Genomic DNA, 18,790 nt, shown 5'->3' on the forward strand with positions numbered 1-18,790 from the left:
CGTCACCGTGCTCGATGCCCTGCGCTCGCCGCGGCAGCTCTCGCGCGAGGTCCTCGCCGGCATGGTGACGACACTCGCCCTCGTGCCCGAGGTGATCTCGTTCTCGGTCGTCGCGGGCGTGGATCCGATGGTCAGCCTGGTCTCGTCGATCGTGCTCGCGCTCACCATGTCGATCCTGGGCGGGCGGCCCGGAGTGATAACGGCGGCCGCCGGATCCGTCGCGCTCGTCATCGCCCCGCTCGTGAGCGAGAACGGAGTGCAGTACGTGCTCCCGACCGTGATCCTGGCGGGAGTGATCCAGATCGTGTTCGGCCTCGCGGGCCTCGCGCGGCTGATGCGGTTCATCCCGCGCTCGGTGATGATCGGCTTCGTCAACGCGCTGGGGATCCTGATCTTCCTCGCGCAGGTGCCGCACGTGATCGGGGTGCCGTGGGTCGCGTACGTGCTCTTCGCGGTGACGATCGCGATCATCCTGGTGCTGCCGCGCTTCACGCGGGCGGTGCCGGCTCCGCTCGTCGCGATCGTCGTGGTGACCACCGCGGTGATCGTCGCGGGGCTCGTCGTTCCCGACGTCGCCGACGAGGGGCCGCTCACCGGCCAGCTGCCCGGCATCACCCCGTTCCTGGTGCCGCTCACGCTCGAGACGCTGCAGCTGATCCTGCCGACCGCGCTGAGCGTGGCGTTCGTGGGGCTCATGGAGACCCTGCTGACGGCGAAGCTCGTCGACGAGATGACGGACACCCCGTCGCACAAGGGCCGCGAGTCGTGGGCGCTGGGCGTCTCGAACATCCTCGCGGGCTTCTACGGCGGCATCGCGGGCTGCGCGATGATCGGGCAGACCGTGCTGAACGTGAAGACCGGCCGCGCGCGGACCCGTATCTCGACCGTCGTCGCCGGCGTGTTCCTCCTGGCGCTCGTCACTGGTCTGAGCTCGCTGATGGGCCGGATCCCGATGGTGGCGCTCGCCGCGGTGATGATGATCGTGGCGATCACGACGGTCGACTGGCACAGCCTCCGTCCGTCGACGCTGCGGAGGATGCCGCTCCCGGAGACGCTCGTGATGGTGGTCACGGTGGTCGTCGTGGTGGCGACCGACAACCTCGCGCTCGGCGTGCTGGTGGGAGTGGTGCTGGCCATGATCCTGTTCGCCCGCCGGGTCGCCCACGTGATCGCGGTCGAGCGCGTCGTCGCGGAGGACGGCGGGTCGGTGCGCTACGACGTCACCGGTCCGCTCTTCTTCGGCAGCAGCAACGACCTGGTCGACCGCTTCGCCTACGCCGACGACCCCGCGCACGTGGTGGTCGACCTCCGGCACGCGCAGATCTGGGACGCCTCGACGGTCGCCGCGCTCGACTCGATCGAGACGAAGTACCGCGACCACGGGGCGACCGTGTCGATCGAGGGGCTGGACGAGCGCAGCACGGGCTTCCACCGTCGACTCACGGGGCGCCTGGGGTCCTGAGCAGGGGTCAAGCCCCTACAGTCCGTCGCGCGGAGTTGCTGGGATGGTCGGGAACGGAAGGAGCACCATGTCGACCGAACCCTCCCGCGAGGAGCTGCCGCTGCCCGACTGGAACGACATCCCGCTCGGCACGATCGCCGAGCGCATCCGCCCCCTGGACGAGGAGGGCGTCGTCGCCCTGCTGAGCTACGAGGAGGCGCACGGGGACCGCGCGCCGATCACCACGATCCTCCGCTCGCGACTCGCGCAGCTCCGAGAGGGCGCCGAACCCGCCGGCCGTGTTCCGGAGGTGCTGCCCGAGGTCTCGCAGGGGTCGACGGGCTCGAAGGTCTCGCCCGCCACTTCCGGTCCGCCGATCAACCCGCCGTCGCACGGCGATCCGACGAACCCGGCGCAGCCGCGCTGAGCTCCCTGCACACGGTCCGCCCAGCCTCGTTCGGCAGAATGGGGGACAGCCGATGACGGCGACCGGACGAGGGAGCAGTACCCGGACAGCGACAGGACTGACTCGGTAGGAGTCGTCATGTCCTGGATCGTCCTCGTCGTCTCGGGAGTCCTCGAAGCCGTGTGGGCCACCGCCCTCGGCAGGTCGGAGGGTTTCACCCGTGTGGGTCCGACCGCCGTCTTCGGTGTCGCGGTGGTGGCCAGCATGGCCGGGCTCGCCTACGCGATGCGCGAGCTGCCCACCGGCACCGCCTACGCGGTGTGGGTCGGGATCGGGGCCTCGCTGACCGTGCTGTACGGCATGTTCTTCGGCGGCGAGGGCTTCTCGCTCGTGCGCACCCTGCTGGTGGTCGGCATCGTGGCCTGCGTGATCGGGCTGAAGGTCCTGCACTGATCCGCGAGATGCCCCTCCGGTGCACGGCGCCCCGCGCACCGAACCGGCATCTCGCTGTGCATTCCACAGGGTGGTTGCAGCGGGGTGCGCGGTGCTCGTAGGCTCGTGTCATCAGGGGAGAACGGTCGTTCTACTGCTCTCCCCGTCTTCTTGAGGAGGAACCATGCCCACTCGTTCTGCACGCACCGCCTGGAACGGCTCGCTCGAGACCGGCGAGGGCCAGGTCGAGCTCTCGAGCTCGAAGCTCGGCACCTACGACGTCTCGTTCCCCAAGCGCGCCGCTGACGACGCCAACGGCGCCACCAGTCCCGAGGAGCTCCTCGGCGCCGCGCACTCCGCCTGCTACGCCATGCAGTTCTCGGCCGTGCTCGGGCAGGCCGGCGGCACCGTCGAGGCCCTCGACGTCCGCGCCGACGTCTCGCTCGGCCCGGACTCCGCGGGCGGCTTCAAGCTGACCGGGATCCACCTCGTCGTCAGCGGAGAGGTCTCCGGCATCGACGAGGCCGCGTTCCTCAAGGCGGCCGACGAGGCCAAGGCCACGTGCCCGGTCTCGAAGGCGCTGACCGGAGTCGAGATCACCCTCGACGCCACATTCGAGAGCTGAGCCCCGGCTCCACGCACTCCGAGCACCCCGTCGCGCACTGCGGCGGGGTGCTCGTGCGTCCGGGCCCGCGTGCTGATCGAGCAGCCCGCCCTGCGGGCGTCTCGAGATTCCCGTGCGCTGAGGATGCGGCAGTGTGCCGTTCTCCCGGGCAGCGCGGGTCTCAGTACGCCCCTGCGGGGCTACTCGACCAGCGGAGCGGGGCGTCCTCGACTCCGGTAAGGATCCCGCCCGCGCCGGACAGGGAAGACTGTGCAGATGCCTCCCGATGACGAGCGACGAGAGCGGTTCGAGGCGCTCGTGGCCCGGACCGCGGATCCGGTGCGCCGCTACCTCCGCCGCCGGACCGACGAGGCGACGGCCGACGATGTCCTGTCCGAGACGATGATCGTGCTCTGGCGGCGGATCGACGCCGTGCCCGAGGAGGAGATCGCCTGGGCGATCGGGGTCGCGCGCCTGCAGCTCGCCAACGCCGAGCGAGGCCGCCGCCGGCAGGACAGGCTGGCGCACCGCATCCTGGTCGTCGATCCGCCCCGCGAGACCGGGCCGGAGGTCGACGACGGCACCGCCGACGCCGTCTCGCGCGTGCTCGCGCAGCTGACGCCCGCCGACGCCGAGCTGCTCCGGCTCTCGGTGTGGGAGGAGCTCGCGCCCCGCGAGATCGCGCAGGTCCTCGGAGCGACTCCGGGCGCCGTCTCGGTGCGGCTGCACCGGGCCCGCGCCAGATTCGCGGCTCTCTGGAGTAAGACCGGCGGCGCCGCCGGACATGCAGGGGAAGAGGAGGGGAGCGGACGATGACCGATCCTGACGCGCAGGAGCTGCGCCGGCTGATCCGCGCCGCCGACCCCGCCTCGTCGCTCGCGCCCCTGCGCGACGACCAGCTCGCCCGACTCGCCCAGCACGCCATCGCGGAGGACGCCATGACCCAGAAGCCCGCCATCACTCCCGCCCGCCCGGCCGCCCGTCGCCGGGCGCCCCTCTTCGCCGGACTAGGCGCGCTCGCCGGAGGGCTCGCGGCCGCCGCCGTCGCGCTGACCCTCGCGCTCGGCCCCGGTTCCGCGCCGACCCGCCTCGACCAGCCGCCGGCCGGCAGCGGCCTCAGCGCGATGTGCGCCGTGGTCACCGCCGAGGCGATCGCCGACTCCGACACCGCCTTCCGCGCCGAGGCGACCGGGATCGACGGCGACGTCGTCACCCTGTCGGTCCTCGACGTGCTGCACGGCGACGTCGGCGACACGGTCACCGCCACGCAGGGCGGCGGCACGGCGATCGACGGCGAGCCGCTGCGGTTCGACGAGGGGTCGACCTACCTGCTCGCGACCCGCGACGGCGTGATCTCGACGTGCGGGCTGAGCGGCGAGGACTCGCCCGAGCTCGCGGCGCTGTACACGGAGGCGTTCCCGGGCTGACCGCTCGACGCGTTCACAACGAAGGAAGGATGCGGGAGAGCCCCCCGCTATCCGCGTGATCCGAGCGGCGGACGTGAATCCTTCCTTCGTTGTGAACGCCGCCCCGGCCCTCAGCTGTCCGGGCGCGGTGGGAATGCGCTTTCCACCGGCCGATGATCCCGGGTAGCATCGGGACTCCGCATCACCGTCGATCGCCGCTAGGACGCCATGACCGCCGCACCCCTCCTCCGCGCCGCCCTCGTCGGGACGGGCGCGGTCGCCCACCTCCACGCGCAGGCCCTCGCCACCCGCGCCGACGTGCGGATCGTCGCGGCCGTCGACACCGATCCGGCCCGCGCCGCCGAGTTCGCCGAGCGCTACGGCATCGCCGCGCACGGCACGAGCATCGACGACCTGCCCGAGGTCGACGTCGTGCACCTCTGCACCCCGCCCGCGGTCCACGCGGCCCAGGCCGAGGCGGCCTTCGCGCGGGACGCGCACGTCGTCGTCGAGAAGCCGCCGGCGCTCTCGCTCGCCGAGGTCGATCGGATGACCGCCGCGGCCGACGCCGCCGGTCGCCTCCTCGCCGTGGTCTTCCAGCAGCGCACCGGCACCGCCGCCGCGCACGTGAAGCGGCTGCTCGACTCCGGAGCGCTCGGCCGGGTGCTCGTCGCCCGCTGCGACACCCTCTGGTACCGCGACCCCGCCTACTTCGCCGTGCCCTGGCGCGGCACCTGGGAATCCGAGGGCGGCGGCACCACGCTCGGCCACGGCATCCACCAGATCGACCTGCTCGCGCACCTCGTCGGCGACGTGGTCGAGGTGACCGGCCAGGCCTGGCGCGAGGCGCGCGACATCGAGACCGAGGACGTCTCGACCGCAGTGCTGCGGTTCGCCTCGGGAGCCGTCGCCTCGGTGCTCACGTCGGCGGTCTCGCCGCGCGAGGTCAGCGCGATCCGCCTCGACACCGAGCGCGCCACGATCGAGGTCGAGCACCTCTACGGCCACGGCCGCACCCACTGGCGCATCACCCCGTCGCGCGAGGTCGCGCCCGAGGAGGCGGAGGCCTGGGCGTTCCCCGACGGCGAGGACGTGCCGAGCGGCCATGCGCCGTACCTCGACGCCGTGTACGACGCGATCGCGACAGGCGGCCCGCTGCCCGACGTCGCCTCCGGACCGGCCCGCTCGCTCGAGATCGTCGCGGCGCTGTACCTCTCGAGCAGCCGCGGCCGACCGGTGCGGATCGACGAGCTGGCCGATCCCGCGCTCCGGGGCCCGATGCGCGCCGCCGTGCAGGACCAACGCCCGTGAGCGCCGTCGAGCTCGCCGCCGGCCTCGGGACGCTCGTGCTCGCGGAGGACGCACCGCGCCACGTCGAGTCGCCGCGGCCCTTCGTGCATCCGCTGCGCACCCCCTCCGGTGTCGTCGTCTCCGACCTGCGCCCGCCGGATCACGACTGGCACCACGGCCTCTCGCTCGCGGTGTCGAACATCCGCGTCGGCGACGACCCCGACGAGATCAACCTCTGGGGCGGCGTCACCTGGGTCACCGGCGACGGCTACCGGCAGCTCGACAACAACGGCTCGCAGCTCGTCGAGTCGGTGACCCGCGAGCACGACTCGGTGCGCCTGCGCCTGGGCTGGTACGACGCGCACGGCCGGCGGTTCCTCGAGGAGGAGCGACGCTTGAGTGTGCACGAGGGGGCGACCGCGACGGTGCTCGAGGTCGTCAGCGAGTGGACGTCGCTGACCGACCGTCCGCTCGGATTCGGCTCGCCGACCACGGCCGGGCGGCCGGGCGCGGGCTACGGCGGGCTGTTCCTCCGTGCCGCACCGCGCCTCGAGGGCGCCCGCGTGCTCGCTCCGCACGGCGAGAGCGGCGAGGCGATGGGCCGATCGGAGGAGTGGCTCGCGCTGGTCGGCGCGGGCGTCACCGTCGCGATGCGCGCCGATCCCGGGAACCCGGTGGCGCCGACTCCGTGGTTCGTGCGCAGCGAGGGCACCCCGATGCTGTGCGCGGCGCCTTTCTTCCACGAGGTCTGGACACTGCCGCCCGCCGAGTCGGCGCGCTGGCGCTGGCAGGTGCTCGTCGCCGACGGCGAGCTCGACGCCACCGCGATCGGGTCCGCCTGGTGACGGCGCTGCGCCCCGACGCCTTCAGCACCCCCTACGAGGATCCGCTGCTCGACGGCCCGACCGACCCCGTCGTCGTGCCGGCGCCCGACGGCTCGTGGCGCCTGTTCTACACGCAGCGCCGGGCCGCCCTCGATCTGCCGGGCGTCGAGTGGGTGCACGGCACGCGGATCGGCGTCGCGGAGTCGGCGGACGGCGCGTCGTGGCGGTACGCGGGCACGGTCGACGGCCTCGATCCCGCCGGCGCTCCGGACCCGTCGACGCAGTGGGCGCCCGACATCGTGCGGATCGACGGCCGCTACCTGATGACGCTGAGCTGGATCGAGGGCGTGCGCCCGGACTGGACCGGCCGCGCCTCGCTCGTGCAGTTCGCGAGCGACGACCTGGTCTCGTGGCGGCGCCTGGGCACGATCGACGTCGGCTCGGACCGGGTCATCGACGCGGCGATCGCCCGGTGCGGAGACGGCCGCTGGCGGCTCTGGTACAAGGACGAGGAGCAGCACTCGACGACGTGGGCGGCGGTGTCGGACGACCCGTTCGATCCGGAGTCGTGGCGCGTCGAGGGGCTCGCGATCGGCGGCCGGCCGCACGAGGGGCCCAAGGTGTTCGTGCTCGGCGGGCGGTACTGGATGATCACCGACGAGTGGCGCGGGCTGGCCGTGCACTCCTCGCCCGACGGAGTCGGCGGCTGGGAGCGGCAGGGGCTGATCCTGACGGCGCCGGAGCGGCTCGGGGATCGGCCGGTCGTGGGGCGCCATGCGGATGTCGTGCCGCTCGACGAGGAGTCGGCGCTGATCGTGTACTTCACCCATCCGGGGTGGGACGGGGCCGAGCTGGCGGACGCCCCGGCCGACCGCTCGCGGCGCCGGAGCCACGTGCGCGCGGCGGTGCTCAGGGTCGACGGGGGAGTGCTGGGCTGCGACGCCGACTGAGGACCGCCTCCGGCTCGCCAGGACGCGCCAGCCGGAGGCGATCCGCGGGTCAGGCCGGCGTCGCCTGGTACCGGAAGCCCGCGCCCAGGTGCTCGGACGGCAGGCGGTCGCCGCGCCCGTGCAGCTTGTTGCGGAGGCTCCCCTCGACGTACTCGTCGGGGTACGCGCCGCGGCGGCGCAGCTCCGGCACGATGAACTCCACGACGTCCTCGAAGGTGCCCGGCGTGATCGCGTAGGCGAGGTTGAAGCCGTCGACGTCGGTGTCCTCGACCCACTCCTGCAGGTGGTCCGCCACCTCCGTCGGCGAGCCGACGACGAACGGGCCGAGTCCGCCGATCACGCTGAGCTTCGCGATGTCGCGGACCTTCCACTCGCTGCCGTCCTCGTTCGCCTCCTGGAAGTTGGCGACGGCCGACTGGATCGCGTTGCTCTTCACGTTGCCGATCGGCTCGTCGAGGTCGTACTGCGAGAGGTCGATGCCCATCCAGCCCGACATGAAGACCAGCGCGCCCTCCTCGCTCGTGTACGAGAGGAAGTCGCGGTGCTTCTCGTGCGCGGCCTCGCTCGTCTCGGCGGTGATGATCGTCAGCAGCGTGTAGATCTTGGCGGAGTAGCGGTCGCGGCCCGCGGCTTCGAGCGCGTCGCGGATCCTCGAGACCGTGGCCTTCAGGCCGGCCTTCGTCGAGGACGCGACGAAGATCGCCTCCGCGTTGCCCGCCGCGAAGCGGATGCCGCGCGGCGACGCCCCGGCCTGGTAGATCACCGGGGTGCGCTGCAGCGACGGCTCCGAGAGGTGGATGCCGGGCACGGTGAAGTTCTTGCCGCGGTGCCCGATCTCGTGCACCTTCGACGGGTCGGTGAAGACTCCGGAGTCGCGGTCGCGGATGACCGCGTCGTCCTCCCACGAGCCCTCCCACAGCTTGTAGAGCACCTCGAGGTACTCGTCGGCCACGTCGTAGCGGTCGTCGTGCTCCAGCTGGTCCTCGTGGCCCATGTTGCGCGCGGCGCTGGGCAGGTAGCCGGTGACGACGTTCCAGCCGACGCGGCCCTTGGTCAGGTGGTCGAGCGTCGACATGCGGCGCGCGAACGGGTACGGGTGCTCGTAGGCGGTGCCGGCGGTGATGCCGAAGCCGAGGTGCTCGGTCGCGGCGGCCATCGCCGACACGAGCAGGATCGGGTCGTTGACGGGGACCTGCGCGCCGTGGCGGATGGCGGCCTCGTTGGAGCCTCCGTACACGTCGTAGGTGCCGAGGACGTCGGCGATGAAGATGCCGTCGAAGGTGCCGCGCTCGAGGAGCTTCGCGAGCTCGGTCCAGTACGAGAGGTCCTTGTAGCGCCAGGACTGGTCCTGGGGGTGGCGCCACATGCCGGAGGACTGGTGGGCGACGCAGTTCATGTCGAAGGCGTTGAAGCGGATCTGGCGGGTCATGGGCACGATAGTGCCCGACGCTCCCCGGAGAGCGTCCGGGCTGCCGACGCGCGACGTCACAAACCAACGGGTGTGCGGGAGTGCGCCGGGCTCGAGGTGTCGCCCATCGAGCCGTGACCAGGATCATCACGCGTGATGTCTCGGGGTGCGGCCCTGACCCGAATCATCTCGGGCGGTGATTCGGGTTGTGGCCGTAACCCGAATCATCTCGGGCGGTAATTCGGGTTGTGGCGGTAACGCGAATCATCTCCTGCGGTTGCTCGGGTTGCGGAGGGCGTCCCCCTGACCCCTCAGCCCAGCTGACGCCCCAGGAACGCGATGTGCTCCGCGATCTGGAACGCCTCGCCCTGCTCGTGCCCGTTGTACGGGTAGATCCGCATCTCGCGCGGGCCGGTGTAGCGGTTGTAGGAGGCGTACACCGTCGAGGGCGGGCAGATGTCGTCGAGCAGGCCCACCGAGAACATCGCGGGGATCCGCGCGTGCGGAGCGAAGGACGTGCCGTCGAAGTAGGCGAGCGTGGCGAAGACGCGCTCCTCGGAGCCGCGGTGGATCCGCAGGTACTTCACGATCTCGCCGTAGGGCATCGTGTCGATGATCCGCGTGGCGTGGCGCATGTGGCTGAGGAACGGCACGTCGATGACCGCGGCCTGCGCGGAGTCCGACTCGTCGAGCATCCCGAGGATGCCCGCGACGGCGAGGCAGATGCCGCCGCCCTGGCTGCCGCCCGAGATCGCGACGCGCGACGGATCGACGGCCGGGTGCGCCCGCAGCACGTCGAGCGCGCGCACCGCGTCGGTGAAGACGCGGCGGTAGTAGTACTCCTCGGGCGAGGCGATGCCCTGGGTCATGAAGCCGTTGGCGTGCGGTCCGCTGCCGACCGGGTCGGGGGTGTCGCCGGTGCGGTGGCCGGTGCCCTGACCGCGGGTGTCCATCACGAGGTGCGCGTAGCCGGCGGCGCTCATGGTGGTCCACTCGGTGAGGTGCCCGCGCCCGCCGCCGTAGCCGATGTAGCTCACGAGGGCGGGGAGGGGCCCCTCGATGCCGCGCGGGAGGATCAGCCAGGCGCGGATGGGGTGGCCGCCCCAGCCCGAGAACGTGACGTCGAAGGTGTCCAGCAGCGGGAATCCGGCGTCGACCTGCTCGAGGACGGGCTCGGTCGCGAGGGCGCGGGCCTCGGCCACGGTGCTGCGCCAGAACTCCGCGAAGCCCTCGGGCTCTGCGAGTTCGGGCGCGTACTCCTCGAGGAGCTCGAGGGGCAGGTCGAACTGGGGCATCGGGGTCTCCTTCCGCGGTGCGGCGACGGTGCCGCGGATCCGCTACTTGACGTCCATCCGATATCGAACCTATCGTAGGGCAAACGCTTTCCCGGAACGTTTCACATGCCGATGCGAACCCCCGACAGATGTCGGGTAGGTTCTCCTCGAATGCTCCGGGACTGGAACGAGGAAGTTCACGAGAGGACGATGATGTTCAGCACCAAGCGCACACGACTCGCCGCCGCGGCGATCGCCGCCGCCGCCGCGATCAGCCTGACGGCATGCTCCGGAGGGGGTGCCTCCGGCTCCTCCACCGTCGACCCCGACGAGGAGATCACGCTCGACTACACCTTCTGGGGCAACGACGACCGGGCCGCCCGCTACGACCAGGCCATCGCGCTGTTCGAGGAGGAGTACCCGAACATCACGATCAACTCCACCTTCACGGACTACCCCGGCTACTGGGAGAAGCGCCAGACCGAGGCCGCCGGCGGCGGACTCCCCGACGTGATGCAGTTCGACTACACCTACCTCCGCCAGTACGGCGACAACGGCCTGCTGGGCGACCTCAGCGAGTACTTCGGCGGCGTCGTCGACGAGACCACCATCTCGGACGACCTCCTCGCCACCGGCGAGCTCGACGGCGCGACCTACGCGATCCCGACCGGCTACAGCGCCTGGGCGGTCTTCCAGAACCAGGACCTCCTCACCGCGAACGGCCTCGAGCCCTACGCGGGCGGCGGGAGCTGGGAGGACTACGCGGCCTACGTCGCGGACGTCACCGAGAAGACCGGCGGCGCCGTCTACGGCGGCACCGACTACACCGGCCGCATCCAGAACTTCGAGCTGCAGCTGCGCGCCGAGGGCAAGGAGCTGTTCACCGAGGACGGCGAGCTCGGCTTCTCCGAGGACGACCTCGCGGCGTTCTGGGAGCAGGGCGACGAGATGCGCACCACGACCGGCGTGCCGGCCGCGCGCCTCCAGGAGCTGCTGCCCAAGTCCGGCTTCGGCGCCGGCATCGCCTCCAGCGAGATGAGCTGGAGCAACTTCCTCGGCGGCTACATCGGCGACTCGGGAGCCTCCGAGATCGTCATGACCGCTCCGCCCACCGCCGACGAGGGGTCGAAGGACCTCTACCAGAAGGTCGGCCTGATGCAGGCGATCTCCTCGGCCACCGAGCACCCCGAGGCCGCGGCGACGTTCCTCGACTTCCTCATCAACAGCCCCGAGGTCGGCGAGATCTTCGGCGCCACGCTCGGCATCCCGGCCTCGTCGGCGCAGCTCGAGGGCGCGAACCTCGAGGGCCCCGACAAGCAGGTCGCGGACTACCTCGAGTCGGTCTCGGACCGCATCGGAGAGGCCCCGGCCGCTCCGGTCGCCGGCTACGGCGCCATCGAGGCGAACTTCCTCGACCTGGGCACCAGCCTCGGCCTCGGCGCCGTGAGCGTCGACGAGGCGGTCCAGCAGTTCTTCGACGAGACCGCCGTCACGCTCGACAACTGATCCCCTAGACGGCCAGGAAAGGCATCTCTCATGACGACGACGTCGACCCCGAGCGGCACCGCCGCAGCCGGTCGCGTCGCGCCCACCGCCGGCCGGACGAGCACTCCTCGTCCGGCCGGTGACGGGCCGCGGCGCCGCCCGAAGCGGGACACCCTGGCCGGATACGCCTTCCTGTCCCCCTGGCTCATCGGCTTCGTCGGGCTCACGCTCGGCCCGATGCTGATGTCCCTCTACTTCGCGTTCACCGACTACAACCTCTTCACGGCGCCGGAGTGGGTCGGCCTGGCCAACTTCGAGCGCCTGATCGGCGATCCGAAGTTCCTCCAGTCGGTGCAGCTGACCCTCGCCTACGTGTTCGTCGGGACGCCGATCAAGCTCGCCGCGGCGCTGCTCGTCGCGATGCTGCTCAACTACTCCGCCAAGGGCACCGGGTTCTTCCGCTCGGCCTTCTACGCTCCGTCGCTGATCGGCGCGAGCGTCAGCATCGCGATCGTCTGGCGCGCGATGTTCTCGACCGACGGCCCCGTCGACTCCGGTCTGCAGGTCTTCGGCATGGACTTCGGCGGCTGGGTCGGCGTGCCGGCCCTCATCCTGCCGATGATGATCATCCTCGCGGTGTGGCAGTTCGGCGCCCCGATGGTCATCTTCCTGGCCGGTCTCAAGCAGGTCCCGGCCGAGCTCTACGAGGCCGCGATGATGGACGGCGCGGGACCCTGGCGCAAGTTCAAGAGCGTCACCCTGCCGATGCTCTCGCCGGTCATCTTCTTCAACCTGCTGCTCGAGATGATCAACGCGTTCCAGGTCTTCGCCTCGGCGTACATCATCGGCAACGGCACCGGCGGCCCCGCCGGAGCGACCAACTTCTACACGGTGTACCTCTACACCCGTGCGTTCACGAACAACCAGATGGGCTACGCGTCCGCGATGGCCTGGGTCCTCCTGCTGTTCGTCGGGATCCTCGCCTTCGTCCTCTTCAAGACTCAGAAGAGCTGGGTGCACTACTCGGGAGACACGCGATGACCACGTTCGACACCACCCTGCCCTCGGCCGACACCCAGGTGCTGACCGAGCCGGCGCCGCGCAGGCGTCCCGCCCGCAAGCGCCCGAAGCCGGCGACGATCGTCTGGATCGTCGCGATGATCGCCCTGACGGCGATCGTCCTCTACCCGCTGGTCTGGATGGGCGCCGCGGCGTTCAAGCCGAACAGCGAGTTCGGCGGTCAGACCTCGCTCCTGCCGCAGAACCCCACGATCGACAACTTCGTGAAGGTCTTCGCGGGGGTGGGAGGAGTGCCGCTCTGGCAGTTCTTCCTCAACTCCACGATCCTCGCGGTCGGGTCGGTCATCGGAGTCGTGATCTCGTCGTCGATGGCGGCCTACGCCTTCGCGCGGCTCGACTTCCGCGGCCGTCCGCTCTACTTCGCGCTGATGATCGGCACGCTGCTGCTGCCGATGCACGTGCTGCTGATCCCGCAGTACACGATCTTCCGCACGCTCGGCATGATGGACACCTACTGGCCGCTGCTGATCGGGAAGTTCCTGGCGACGGAGGCGTTCTTCGTCTTCCTGATGGTGCAGTTCATCCGCAACCTGCCCCGCGAGCTCGACGAGGCCGCGCGGATCGACGGGGCCGGCCACGTCCGGATCTTCGGCTCGATCACGATCCCGCTGATCCGCCCCGCGCTGATCACGTCGTCGATCTTCGCGTTCATCTGGAGCTGGAACGACTTCCTCGGCCCGCTGCTCTACCTGAACACCCCCGACAAGCAGCCGCTGCCGCTGGCGCTGCGCGTCTACAACGACCAGACCTCGGCGTCCGACTACGGAGCGACGATCGCCGTCTCGGTGCTGGCGCTGCTCCCGGTGCTGATCTTCTTCATCATCTTCCAGCGCTTCCTCGTCGACGGGGTCGCGACGCAGGGTCTGAAGGGCTGACATGACGCTCCAGCGAGGGGAGTCGAAGCGGCGCTCGCGCGCGACGGCGTCGGCCCGGCGCGCGGCGGCCGACGGCAGCAGGCTGCGCTGGCCCGGCGCCGCCGACCGCTTCGCCCTCCTCGCGGAGGTCCTGTTCACGGGGCTGATCGTCGCGGTCGTCTCCCTGGGGGTCGTCACGATCCCGCTCGCGCTGGCCGTGGGCATCCGCCACCTCCGCCGCTTCGTGCTGGCCGAGGCGACCGGGCTCGCGCTGGTGTGGGCCGACGTGCGTGCCGGATTCGTCCGGGTGCTGCCGGTGGGCGCGGGTGTCGCGCTGGCCGCGCTGGTGCTCGGAGCCGACCTCGTGCTGATCTCGTCGGGCGTGCTGCCCGGCGGAGTCGCGGTCGCGGTCGTCTGCACCCTGCTGCTCGCCGCGATCGCGGTCGTGGTGCTCGTCGCCGCCACCGACTGGGAGCCGGGGGCGCGCTGGGGGGCGCTCGTCCGCGCGGCGGCGCGGCGCTCGGTGCGCGACGTGCGCGGCTCCGCTCTGCTGGCCGGAGGGCTGCTGATGACCGTCGTGTCGGCGTGGCAGCTCGCTCCGCTCGTCGTGCCGGCGCTGGGCTGCCTGGTGTTCGCGGCACTGGCCGTGCGGCTGTCGGCGGAGGCCCACTCGCGCTGACCCTGGGTGCCGGGTGGAAGATCCCCGGGATCGGGAACACCTCCGGACCCTGCGCGTTGAAGCCCGTATGACGACTTACGGAATCATCGGAGCAGGCAACATCGGCAGCCAGATCGCCCGCGCGGTCATCGGCCAGGGCGACGACGTGGTGATCGCGAACTCCCGCGGACCCGAGACCCTCGCGGACATCATCGCGGAGCTCGGCCCGAAGGCGCGCGCCGCGACCGCTCAGGAGGCCGCCGAGGCGGCGGACGTCGCCGTCGTGACGGTGCCGCTGAAGAACCTCGACCAGGTGCCGGTCGCGCCGCTCGCGGGCAAGATCGTGCTCGACACGAACAACTACTACTTCGAGCGCGACGGGCGCATCGAGGCGCTCGACCGCGGCGAGACCACGACGGCCGAGATGGCGCAGGCGCACCTGCCGGAGTCGAAGATCGTGAAGGCGTTCAACCACATCATGGCCGCCGACATCACGACCGACGGCTTCCCCGCGGGCGACCCGCAGCGTCGCGCGCTCGTCGCGTCGAGCGACTACCCCGAGGCGCTGCACTTCGTGACCGACCTCTACGACCGGCTCGGCTTCGACACCGTGACCGTCACTCCGCTGTCGGAGTCGTGGCGCGTCGAGCGCGACCGCCCCGCGTACGGCGTGCGCCAGTCGAGCGCGGAGCTCGAGGCGAACCTCGCCGAGGCGCCGCGCACGGTCTAGGCACGACCCGGCGCCGTCCGGTCCGAGCCTGCGCGGCTCTGCCGCACCCTCCTGCGAGAGTAGAGGGGAGCGCTGACGAGCCGCCCGGCTCGGACCGGAGGGAACCGCCATGTCATCCGACGCCCGTCGCACCCGCACGAGAGGCGCGCTGTCGCGGCGCGGGATCGTGCTCGGTCTGACCGCGCTGCCGGTCCTGCCGCTGCTGAGCGCCTGCACCCCCGGCGCCGACGGCGGTGAGCGGCAGCCGTCCGACACCGCTCAGCGCCCTCGGACCACGACCGCGGCGCCCGCCGGGCCCGTCGTGCTCGCCGCGGATGCCGCCGCGACCAGCGCCGCATTGTTCACGAGCGCCCCGCTGGTCGTCGTCGTCGAGGAGGCGCCGGCGTCGGTGGTCCTCGCCGCGCAGCTCGCGATCACGTGGGGCGTGCCGCTGCTGGTGGCGCCGGCCGCCGCGTCCGCCTCCGCTTCCCCCGCGCCGGGGCCGCTCGACGCCGAGCTCGCTCGCCTGGGCACCTCGCGGGTGATCGCCGTCGGCTCGGTCGCGGCACCCGCGGACATCGAGACCGTGCAGACGGAGGCGACGCCCGAGGCGGTCGCCGAGGCCACCGGAGTCGAGGTGTCGGCTCTCGCGATCGCCGACCTCGCCGGGTTCGCCCCCGGTCCGTCGGCCGAGCCGCCCTTCGGCGCCGTGCCCGAGCGAGCGGAGCCGCCCACAGGCGTCCTCGCGCTCGCGCAGCCGGTCGACGCCGACGTGCCCGCGCTCGCGACGGCCCGCGCCGCCGGGGTGCCGGTGACGCTCGTCGAGGGCGCCGATCTCCTCGCCTCGGGAGCCGCGGTCACGGCCGTGGCCGAGGCCGCCCCGACGGCGACCCTGCTGCTGGGTGCCGGGCTCGCCGCGCAGACCGCGCCGGAGTGGTCCCTCCGGGCCGCTGCGACCGGCTGGCAGCTGCCGGGCGGCGGGCAGCGCCTGTTCGGCGGGCACCTGTTCGTGGCGATCTACGGCACTCCGGGCGCCCCGGTGCTCGGGATCCTCGGCGAGCAGGGCCTGGAGGCGACCATCGAGCGCGCCGCGACCGTCGCCGAGCCGTACCGCGCGCTCACTCCGCTGCAGGTCGTGCCGAGCCTCGAGATCATCACGACGGTCGCGGCGGGCAGTGCGGGCGGCGACGGCGACTACTCCAACGAGCTGCCGGCCGACGGCATCCGCCCCTACATCGACGCGGCGGCGGCGGCCGGCATGTACGTCGTGCTCGACCTGCAGCCGGGCCGCTCCGACTTCCTGACGCAGGCCCGCGCTTACGAGGAGCTCCTGCGGCTGCCGAACGTGGGCCTCGCCCTGGATCCGGAGTGGCGGCTCGCCCCCGACGAGGTGCCGCTCGTGCAGATCGGCCGCGTCTCGGCCGCCGAGGTCGACAGCGTCACGACGTGGCTCGCCGACCTCGTGCGCGACGCCGGGCTCCCGCCGAAGATGCTCGTGCTGCACCAGTTCCGCTCGTCGATGCTGCAGGACCGCTCGAGCATCCGCCGCGACCGCCCCGAGCTCGAGTTCCTCGTGCACGTCGACGGCCAGGGGGCGCAGCCGGACAAGCAGGCCACCTGGAACGCGCTGCACCGCGACGCTCCGGAGGACTTCGCCTGGGGCTGGAAGAACTTCTACGACGAGGACCTGCCGATGCTCACCCCCGCCCAGACCATGGCGGACGTGTCGCCGCTGCCGGACCTGGTCACGTACCAGTAGTGCGCTCCGGCGCTCAGCCGGTGACCAGGAACGCGTCCAGGAGCAGGGTCCGTCCCCGGGCCGCGGGATTGCGGTCGGCGGTGCTCCGGATCGAGACGGTGTGCACTCCGGCGGGCAGTGCGGCACTGGTCCACACCGTCTGCCGGTACTTCGTCGTGCTGCTGTACCGGTCGATCCGGGCGACCTTCACGCCGTCGACGAAGACCTCGTTGATCCCCCCGGACGGCGAGAGCCGGCTGATCCACTGCACTCCGGTCCCGGTGAACGTCAGCGTCGCCGATGCGGTGGACTCGGAGCTGTAGGCGGAGCCGCCTCCGTCGTCGGCGGCGGCGCTCAGAGCCGTCCACGTGCCCGAGTACGCGACGGCGGAGGACGTGTTCTGGTACCGCCCGGGTCCGTTGGTGCCGGGAGCCGGCGTGGCGGTCGGCCGGGGCGTGAGAGTCGGCGTCGGCGTCGGCGTCGGCGTGGCGGTCGGCGTGCGGGTGGGCGTCGCCGTGGCGGTCGGCGTGCGGGTCGGCGTCGGCGTGGCGGTGGGAGCCGCGTTGGCGATGGTGAAGCGGACGGTCGGGCTGACACCCGTGTTGCGGGCGGGATCCTTCGCCTTGGCGGTCATCTGGTACGAGCCGTCGGCGTACGCCCTCGAGTCGAACGAGTAGGTGTAGCTGCCGTTCGCGCCAGGGACGCCTCGCCCGATCGCCGTCGAGCCGAGGTAGAAGCTCATGCTGTGGATACCGGAGGCATCGGTCGCCGTCGCGGTGAGTGCGACCGTGCCCGACACCGTCGCGTTCGCCTGCGGAGCGAGCAGGACGACCTTCGGCTTGACGGTGTCCGGCGCTGCGGGCGCGGTCGACGTCGGGGTCGCCGAGGGCGTGGTGCTGGGTGCGGCCGTCGCCGTCGCGGTCGCAGTGGGCGTCGGTGTCGGCGTCGGCGTCGTTCCCGGGTTCAGCGCCGCGATCGCGCTCCCGGCGAGCAGGAACGCTCCCACGCAGAAGGGGGGAGAGTCGGTGAGCAGAGTGCCGGTCGAGGCGGCTGTCGGCGCGGTCCGGGGAGCGGCGGCCGTGTAGTTCCGCGCGGGCTGGAACCCGACGGCCTGGCAGCCGCTCACGAAACCGCTCGGCTGCAGCGAGACGGTGGTCAGTCCCTCCCACGCCCGGGTGACGGACGGCAGGTACGTCGCCCGGTCGAGGGTTCCGGACGAGATCCCGGCGGCGAGGGCGTAGGCGGTGAGCGCGGTGACGCTGGTCTCGGGAGCAGGGAAGAGGGCGGTGTTCAGCAGGCTCGATCGCCAGAGTCCGTCCGAGCCCTGCAGCCCGATCATGCGGGCGGCCATCGTCCGAAGCATGTCCTCGTAGGGATCGGCGCGGGAGTCTCCGGCGGGCAGCGCTGCGATCACGTCGGCCATGCCGGCCATCACCCAGGCGTTGCCGCGTCCCCAGAAGACCTTGCCGCCGCTGGAGTCGGTGGCGCCGACGTACCGGCAGTCCCGGTACCAGAGTCCCTCCGCGGCGTCGAAGAGCCCGGGCTGCGGGACCGCTGCACCCGCGCAGCGGTCGCTGAGACCGCCTTCGTCGCGCGACCACCGGTAGAGGGCGTCCATCTTGTCGAGGTAGGCCGGGTCGCCCGTGCGCTCCGACCAGTAGGCCCAGTTGGCGAGGCCCATGAAGTGCGCGTCCGACCAGTCGTACTGGTCGATCGGGAGGGTCGCCAGGCCCTGCGCCATCCGGGCGTCCATCGAGGTCAGCGAGGCGCGCGGATCGGAGGCGTTGAGGGAGTGGTGGACCTGGCCGGCCTTGAGGTCGTCGGGATCCAGTCCGGAGGTCGAGATCTTCCACGAGGTGAGGCCTCCCCAGGTCATGCCGTCCGCGAGGTAGGCCGGCTCGCGGGTCTGGGCGTAGAGCGCGTTCTCGCCCTGCGCGAAGGTCGCCCACGACCAGCCGGGGAGGCTCAGCGGAGGCGCGAGAGTGATCATCGGGCGGTAGTAGTCGGCCGCCAGGGCCGTCGACGACAGGATCGTCGAGGAGGCGGGCAGCGGTGCCGCCGCGGCAGCGGGCGCGGCGGCCGAGAGGACTCCCGCCAGCAGCACGGGCGCGAGGAGGATGGCGAGGGCGGTGCGCGCAGCTGTCACGGTCGGTCCAGACGTCGAGCTCGATCGGGCGGATCGGCCCTGATCCGCTCGGGTGCCGACGGTGCGTCCGCGGCGATCCCAGGTG

18 protein-coding genes and 1 riboswitch are annotated in these 18,790 nt (G+C 71.9%); of the genes, 15 read left to right on the forward strand and 3 right to left on the reverse strand.

The window, feature by feature from the left end; all coding sequences use genetic code 11:
- Positions 1–7 precede the first annotated feature (7 nt).
- The 9 genes from IOC53_RS10870 to IOC53_RS10910 all read left to right on the forward strand — a co-directional run bounded on the left by IOC53_RS10870 (position 8) and on the right by IOC53_RS10910 (position 7,353).
- Positions 8–1,462 carry a SulP family inorganic anion transporter gene (locus IOC53_RS10870; RefSeq protein WP_207405697.1) on the forward strand — a complete coding sequence of 485 codons (1,455 nt, stop codon included), beginning with the start codon at positions 8–10 and terminating at the stop codon, positions 1,460–1,462.
- A 67-nt stretch (positions 1,463–1,529) separates the two neighbouring features.
- Positions 1,530–1,868 carry a hypothetical protein gene (locus IOC53_RS10875; RefSeq protein WP_207405627.1) on the forward strand — a complete coding sequence of 113 codons (339 nt, stop codon included), beginning with the start codon at positions 1,530–1,532 and terminating at the stop codon, positions 1,866–1,868.
- A gap of 43 nt (positions 1,869–1,911) precedes the next feature.
- Positions 1,912–1,975: riboswitch (guanidine-III (ykkC-III) riboswitch) on the forward strand.
- 10 nt (positions 1,976–1,985) lie between these two features.
- Positions 1,986–2,300 carry a multidrug efflux SMR transporter gene (locus tag IOC53_RS10880; RefSeq protein ID WP_207405628.1) on the forward strand — a complete coding sequence of 105 codons (315 nt, stop codon included), beginning with the start codon at positions 1,986–1,988 and terminating at the stop codon, positions 2,298–2,300.
- Between the two features lie 163 nt (positions 2,301–2,463).
- Positions 2,464–2,904, forward strand: a complete 441-nt coding sequence (locus IOC53_RS10885; protein ID WP_077222948.1) for an OsmC family peroxiredoxin — start codon at positions 2,464–2,466, stop codon at positions 2,902–2,904.
- Positions 2,905–3,159: 255 nt separating this feature from the next.
- Entirely contained in the window at positions 3,160–3,699 is a 540-nt protein-coding gene (locus IOC53_RS10890) for an RNA polymerase sigma factor (protein ID WP_207405629.1), read from the forward strand.
- Positions 3,696–4,310, forward strand: a complete 615-nt coding sequence (locus IOC53_RS10895; RefSeq protein WP_207405630.1) for a hypothetical protein — start codon at positions 3,696–3,698, stop codon at positions 4,308–4,310. The genes IOC53_RS10890 and IOC53_RS10895 overlap by 4 nt, the downstream gene beginning before the upstream one ends.
- A gap of 207 nt (positions 4,311–4,517) precedes the next feature.
- Entirely contained in the window at positions 4,518–5,600 is a 1,083-nt protein-coding gene (locus IOC53_RS10900; protein WP_207405631.1) for a Gfo/Idh/MocA family protein, read from the forward strand.
- Positions 5,597–6,424 carry a PmoA family protein gene (locus IOC53_RS10905; RefSeq protein ID WP_207405632.1) on the forward strand — a complete coding sequence of 276 codons (828 nt, stop codon included), beginning with the start codon at positions 5,597–5,599 and terminating at the stop codon, positions 6,422–6,424. The genes IOC53_RS10900 and IOC53_RS10905 overlap by 4 nt, the downstream gene beginning before the upstream one ends.
- Positions 6,421–7,353, forward strand: coding sequence for a family 43 glycosylhydrolase (locus IOC53_RS10910; RefSeq protein WP_207405633.1), 933 nt, complete (start codon positions 6,421–6,423; stop codon positions 7,351–7,353). The genes IOC53_RS10905 and IOC53_RS10910 overlap by 4 nt, the downstream gene beginning before the upstream one ends.
- A gap of 49 nt (positions 7,354–7,402) precedes the next feature.
- On the opposite strand, the gene IOC53_RS10915 is transcribed toward IOC53_RS10910, so the two are convergent.
- Both IOC53_RS10915 and IOC53_RS10920 read right to left on the reverse strand, forming a co-directional pair.
- Positions 7,403–8,782 carry an LLM class flavin-dependent oxidoreductase gene (locus IOC53_RS10915; protein ID WP_207405634.1) on the reverse strand — a complete coding sequence of 460 codons (1,380 nt, stop codon included), beginning with the start codon at positions 8,780–8,782 and terminating at the stop codon, positions 7,403–7,405.
- A gap of 290 nt (positions 8,783–9,072) precedes the next feature.
- The gene (locus IOC53_RS10920; protein WP_207405635.1) at positions 9,073–10,056 is read right to left on the reverse strand and encodes an acetylxylan esterase; all 984 of its coding nucleotides are present in this window, start codon (positions 10,054–10,056) and stop codon (positions 9,073–9,075) included.
- Positions 10,057–10,245: 189 nt separating this feature from the next.
- Between IOC53_RS10920 and IOC53_RS10925 the strand changes: the two genes are divergently transcribed.
- From IOC53_RS10925 to IOC53_RS10950, 6 genes are all read left to right on the forward strand, one after another.
- A complete protein-coding gene (locus tag IOC53_RS10925; RefSeq protein ID WP_242683212.1) occupies positions 10,246–11,541 on the forward strand; it encodes an ABC transporter substrate-binding protein in 1,296 nt (431 codons plus the stop codon).
- Positions 11,542–11,571: 30 nt separating this feature from the next.
- Positions 11,572–12,561: a carbohydrate ABC transporter permease gene (locus IOC53_RS10930; RefSeq protein WP_207405636.1), complete on the forward strand. Its 990-nt coding sequence runs from the start codon at positions 11,572–11,574 to the stop codon at positions 12,559–12,561.
- Positions 12,558–13,475 (forward strand): carbohydrate ABC transporter permease, encoded by a 918-nt coding sequence (locus IOC53_RS10935; RefSeq protein WP_207405637.1) that lies wholly within the window; start codon positions 12,558–12,560, stop codon positions 13,473–13,475. The genes IOC53_RS10930 and IOC53_RS10935 overlap by 4 nt, the downstream gene beginning before the upstream one ends.
- 1 nt (position 13,476) lies before the next feature.
- Entirely contained in the window at positions 13,477–14,133 is a 657-nt protein-coding gene (locus tag IOC53_RS10940; protein WP_207405638.1) for a hypothetical protein, read from the forward strand.
- Between the two features lie 49 nt (positions 14,134–14,182).
- Complete coding sequence (locus tag IOC53_RS10945) at positions 14,183–14,842, forward strand: NADPH-dependent F420 reductase (protein WP_278250058.1); 660 nt, start codon at positions 14,183–14,185, stop codon at positions 14,840–14,842.
- Positions 14,843–14,951: 109 nt separating this feature from the next.
- Positions 14,952–16,580, forward strand: a complete 1,629-nt coding sequence (locus IOC53_RS10950; RefSeq protein ID WP_207405642.1) for a hypothetical protein — start codon at positions 14,952–14,954, stop codon at positions 16,578–16,580.
- Between the two features lie 13 nt (positions 16,581–16,593).
- Here the strand turns inward: IOC53_RS10950 and IOC53_RS10955 are convergent, their stop codons facing one another.
- A complete protein-coding gene (locus tag IOC53_RS10955) occupies positions 16,594–18,705 on the reverse strand; it encodes a glycoside hydrolase family 88 protein (protein WP_207405644.1) in 2,112 nt (703 codons plus the stop codon).
- Positions 18,706–18,790: the final 85 nt, after the last annotated feature.

Origin of the sequence: Rathayibacter sp. SD072 (assembly GCF_017355185.1) — a bacterium.
Classification (GTDB): Bacteria; Actinomycetota; Actinomycetes; order Actinomycetales; family Microbacteriaceae; genus Rathayibacter.

Bases quoted from the DNA above. Each gene is read 5' to 3' on its own strand.
- IOC53_RS10925 (WP_242683212.1), top strand. From the start codon at position 10,246: ATGATGTTCAGCACCAAGCGCACACGACTCGCCGCCGCGGCGATCGCC.
- IOC53_RS10920 (WP_207405635.1), bottom strand. From the start codon at position 10,056: ATGCCCCAGTTCGACCTGCCCCTCGAGCTCCTCGAGGAGTACGCGCCC.
- IOC53_RS10875 (WP_207405627.1), top strand. From the start codon at position 1,530: ATGTCGACCGAACCCTCCCGCGAGGAGCTGCCGCTGCCCGACTGGAAC.
- IOC53_RS10885 (WP_077222948.1), top strand. From the start codon at position 2,464: ATGCCCACTCGTTCTGCACGCACCGCCTGGAACGGCTCGCTCGAGACC.
- IOC53_RS10935 (WP_207405637.1), top strand. From the start codon at position 12,558: ATGACCACGTTCGACACCACCCTGCCCTCGGCCGACACCCAGGTGCTG.
- IOC53_RS10895 (WP_207405630.1), top strand. From the start codon at position 3,696: ATGACCGATCCTGACGCGCAGGAGCTGCGCCGGCTGATCCGCGCCGCC.
- IOC53_RS10890 (WP_207405629.1), top strand. From the start codon at position 3,160: ATGCCTCCCGATGACGAGCGACGAGAGCGGTTCGAGGCGCTCGTGGCC.
- IOC53_RS10950 (WP_207405642.1), top strand. From the start codon at position 14,952: ATGTCATCCGACGCCCGTCGCACCCGCACGAGAGGCGCGCTGTCGCGG.
- IOC53_RS10900 (WP_207405631.1), top strand. From the start codon at position 4,518: ATGACCGCCGCACCCCTCCTCCGCGCCGCCCTCGTCGGGACGGGCGCG.
- IOC53_RS10930 (WP_207405636.1), top strand. From the start codon at position 11,572: ATGACGACGACGTCGACCCCGAGCGGCACCGCCGCAGCCGGTCGCGTC.
- IOC53_RS10880 (WP_207405628.1), top strand. From the start codon at position 1,986: ATGTCCTGGATCGTCCTCGTCGTCTCGGGAGTCCTCGAAGCCGTGTGG.
- IOC53_RS10940 (WP_207405638.1), top strand. From the start codon at position 13,477: ATGACGCTCCAGCGAGGGGAGTCGAAGCGGCGCTCGCGCGCGACGGCG.
- IOC53_RS10915 (WP_207405634.1), bottom strand. From the start codon at position 8,782: ATGACCCGCCAGATCCGCTTCAACGCCTTCGACATGAACTGCGTCGCC.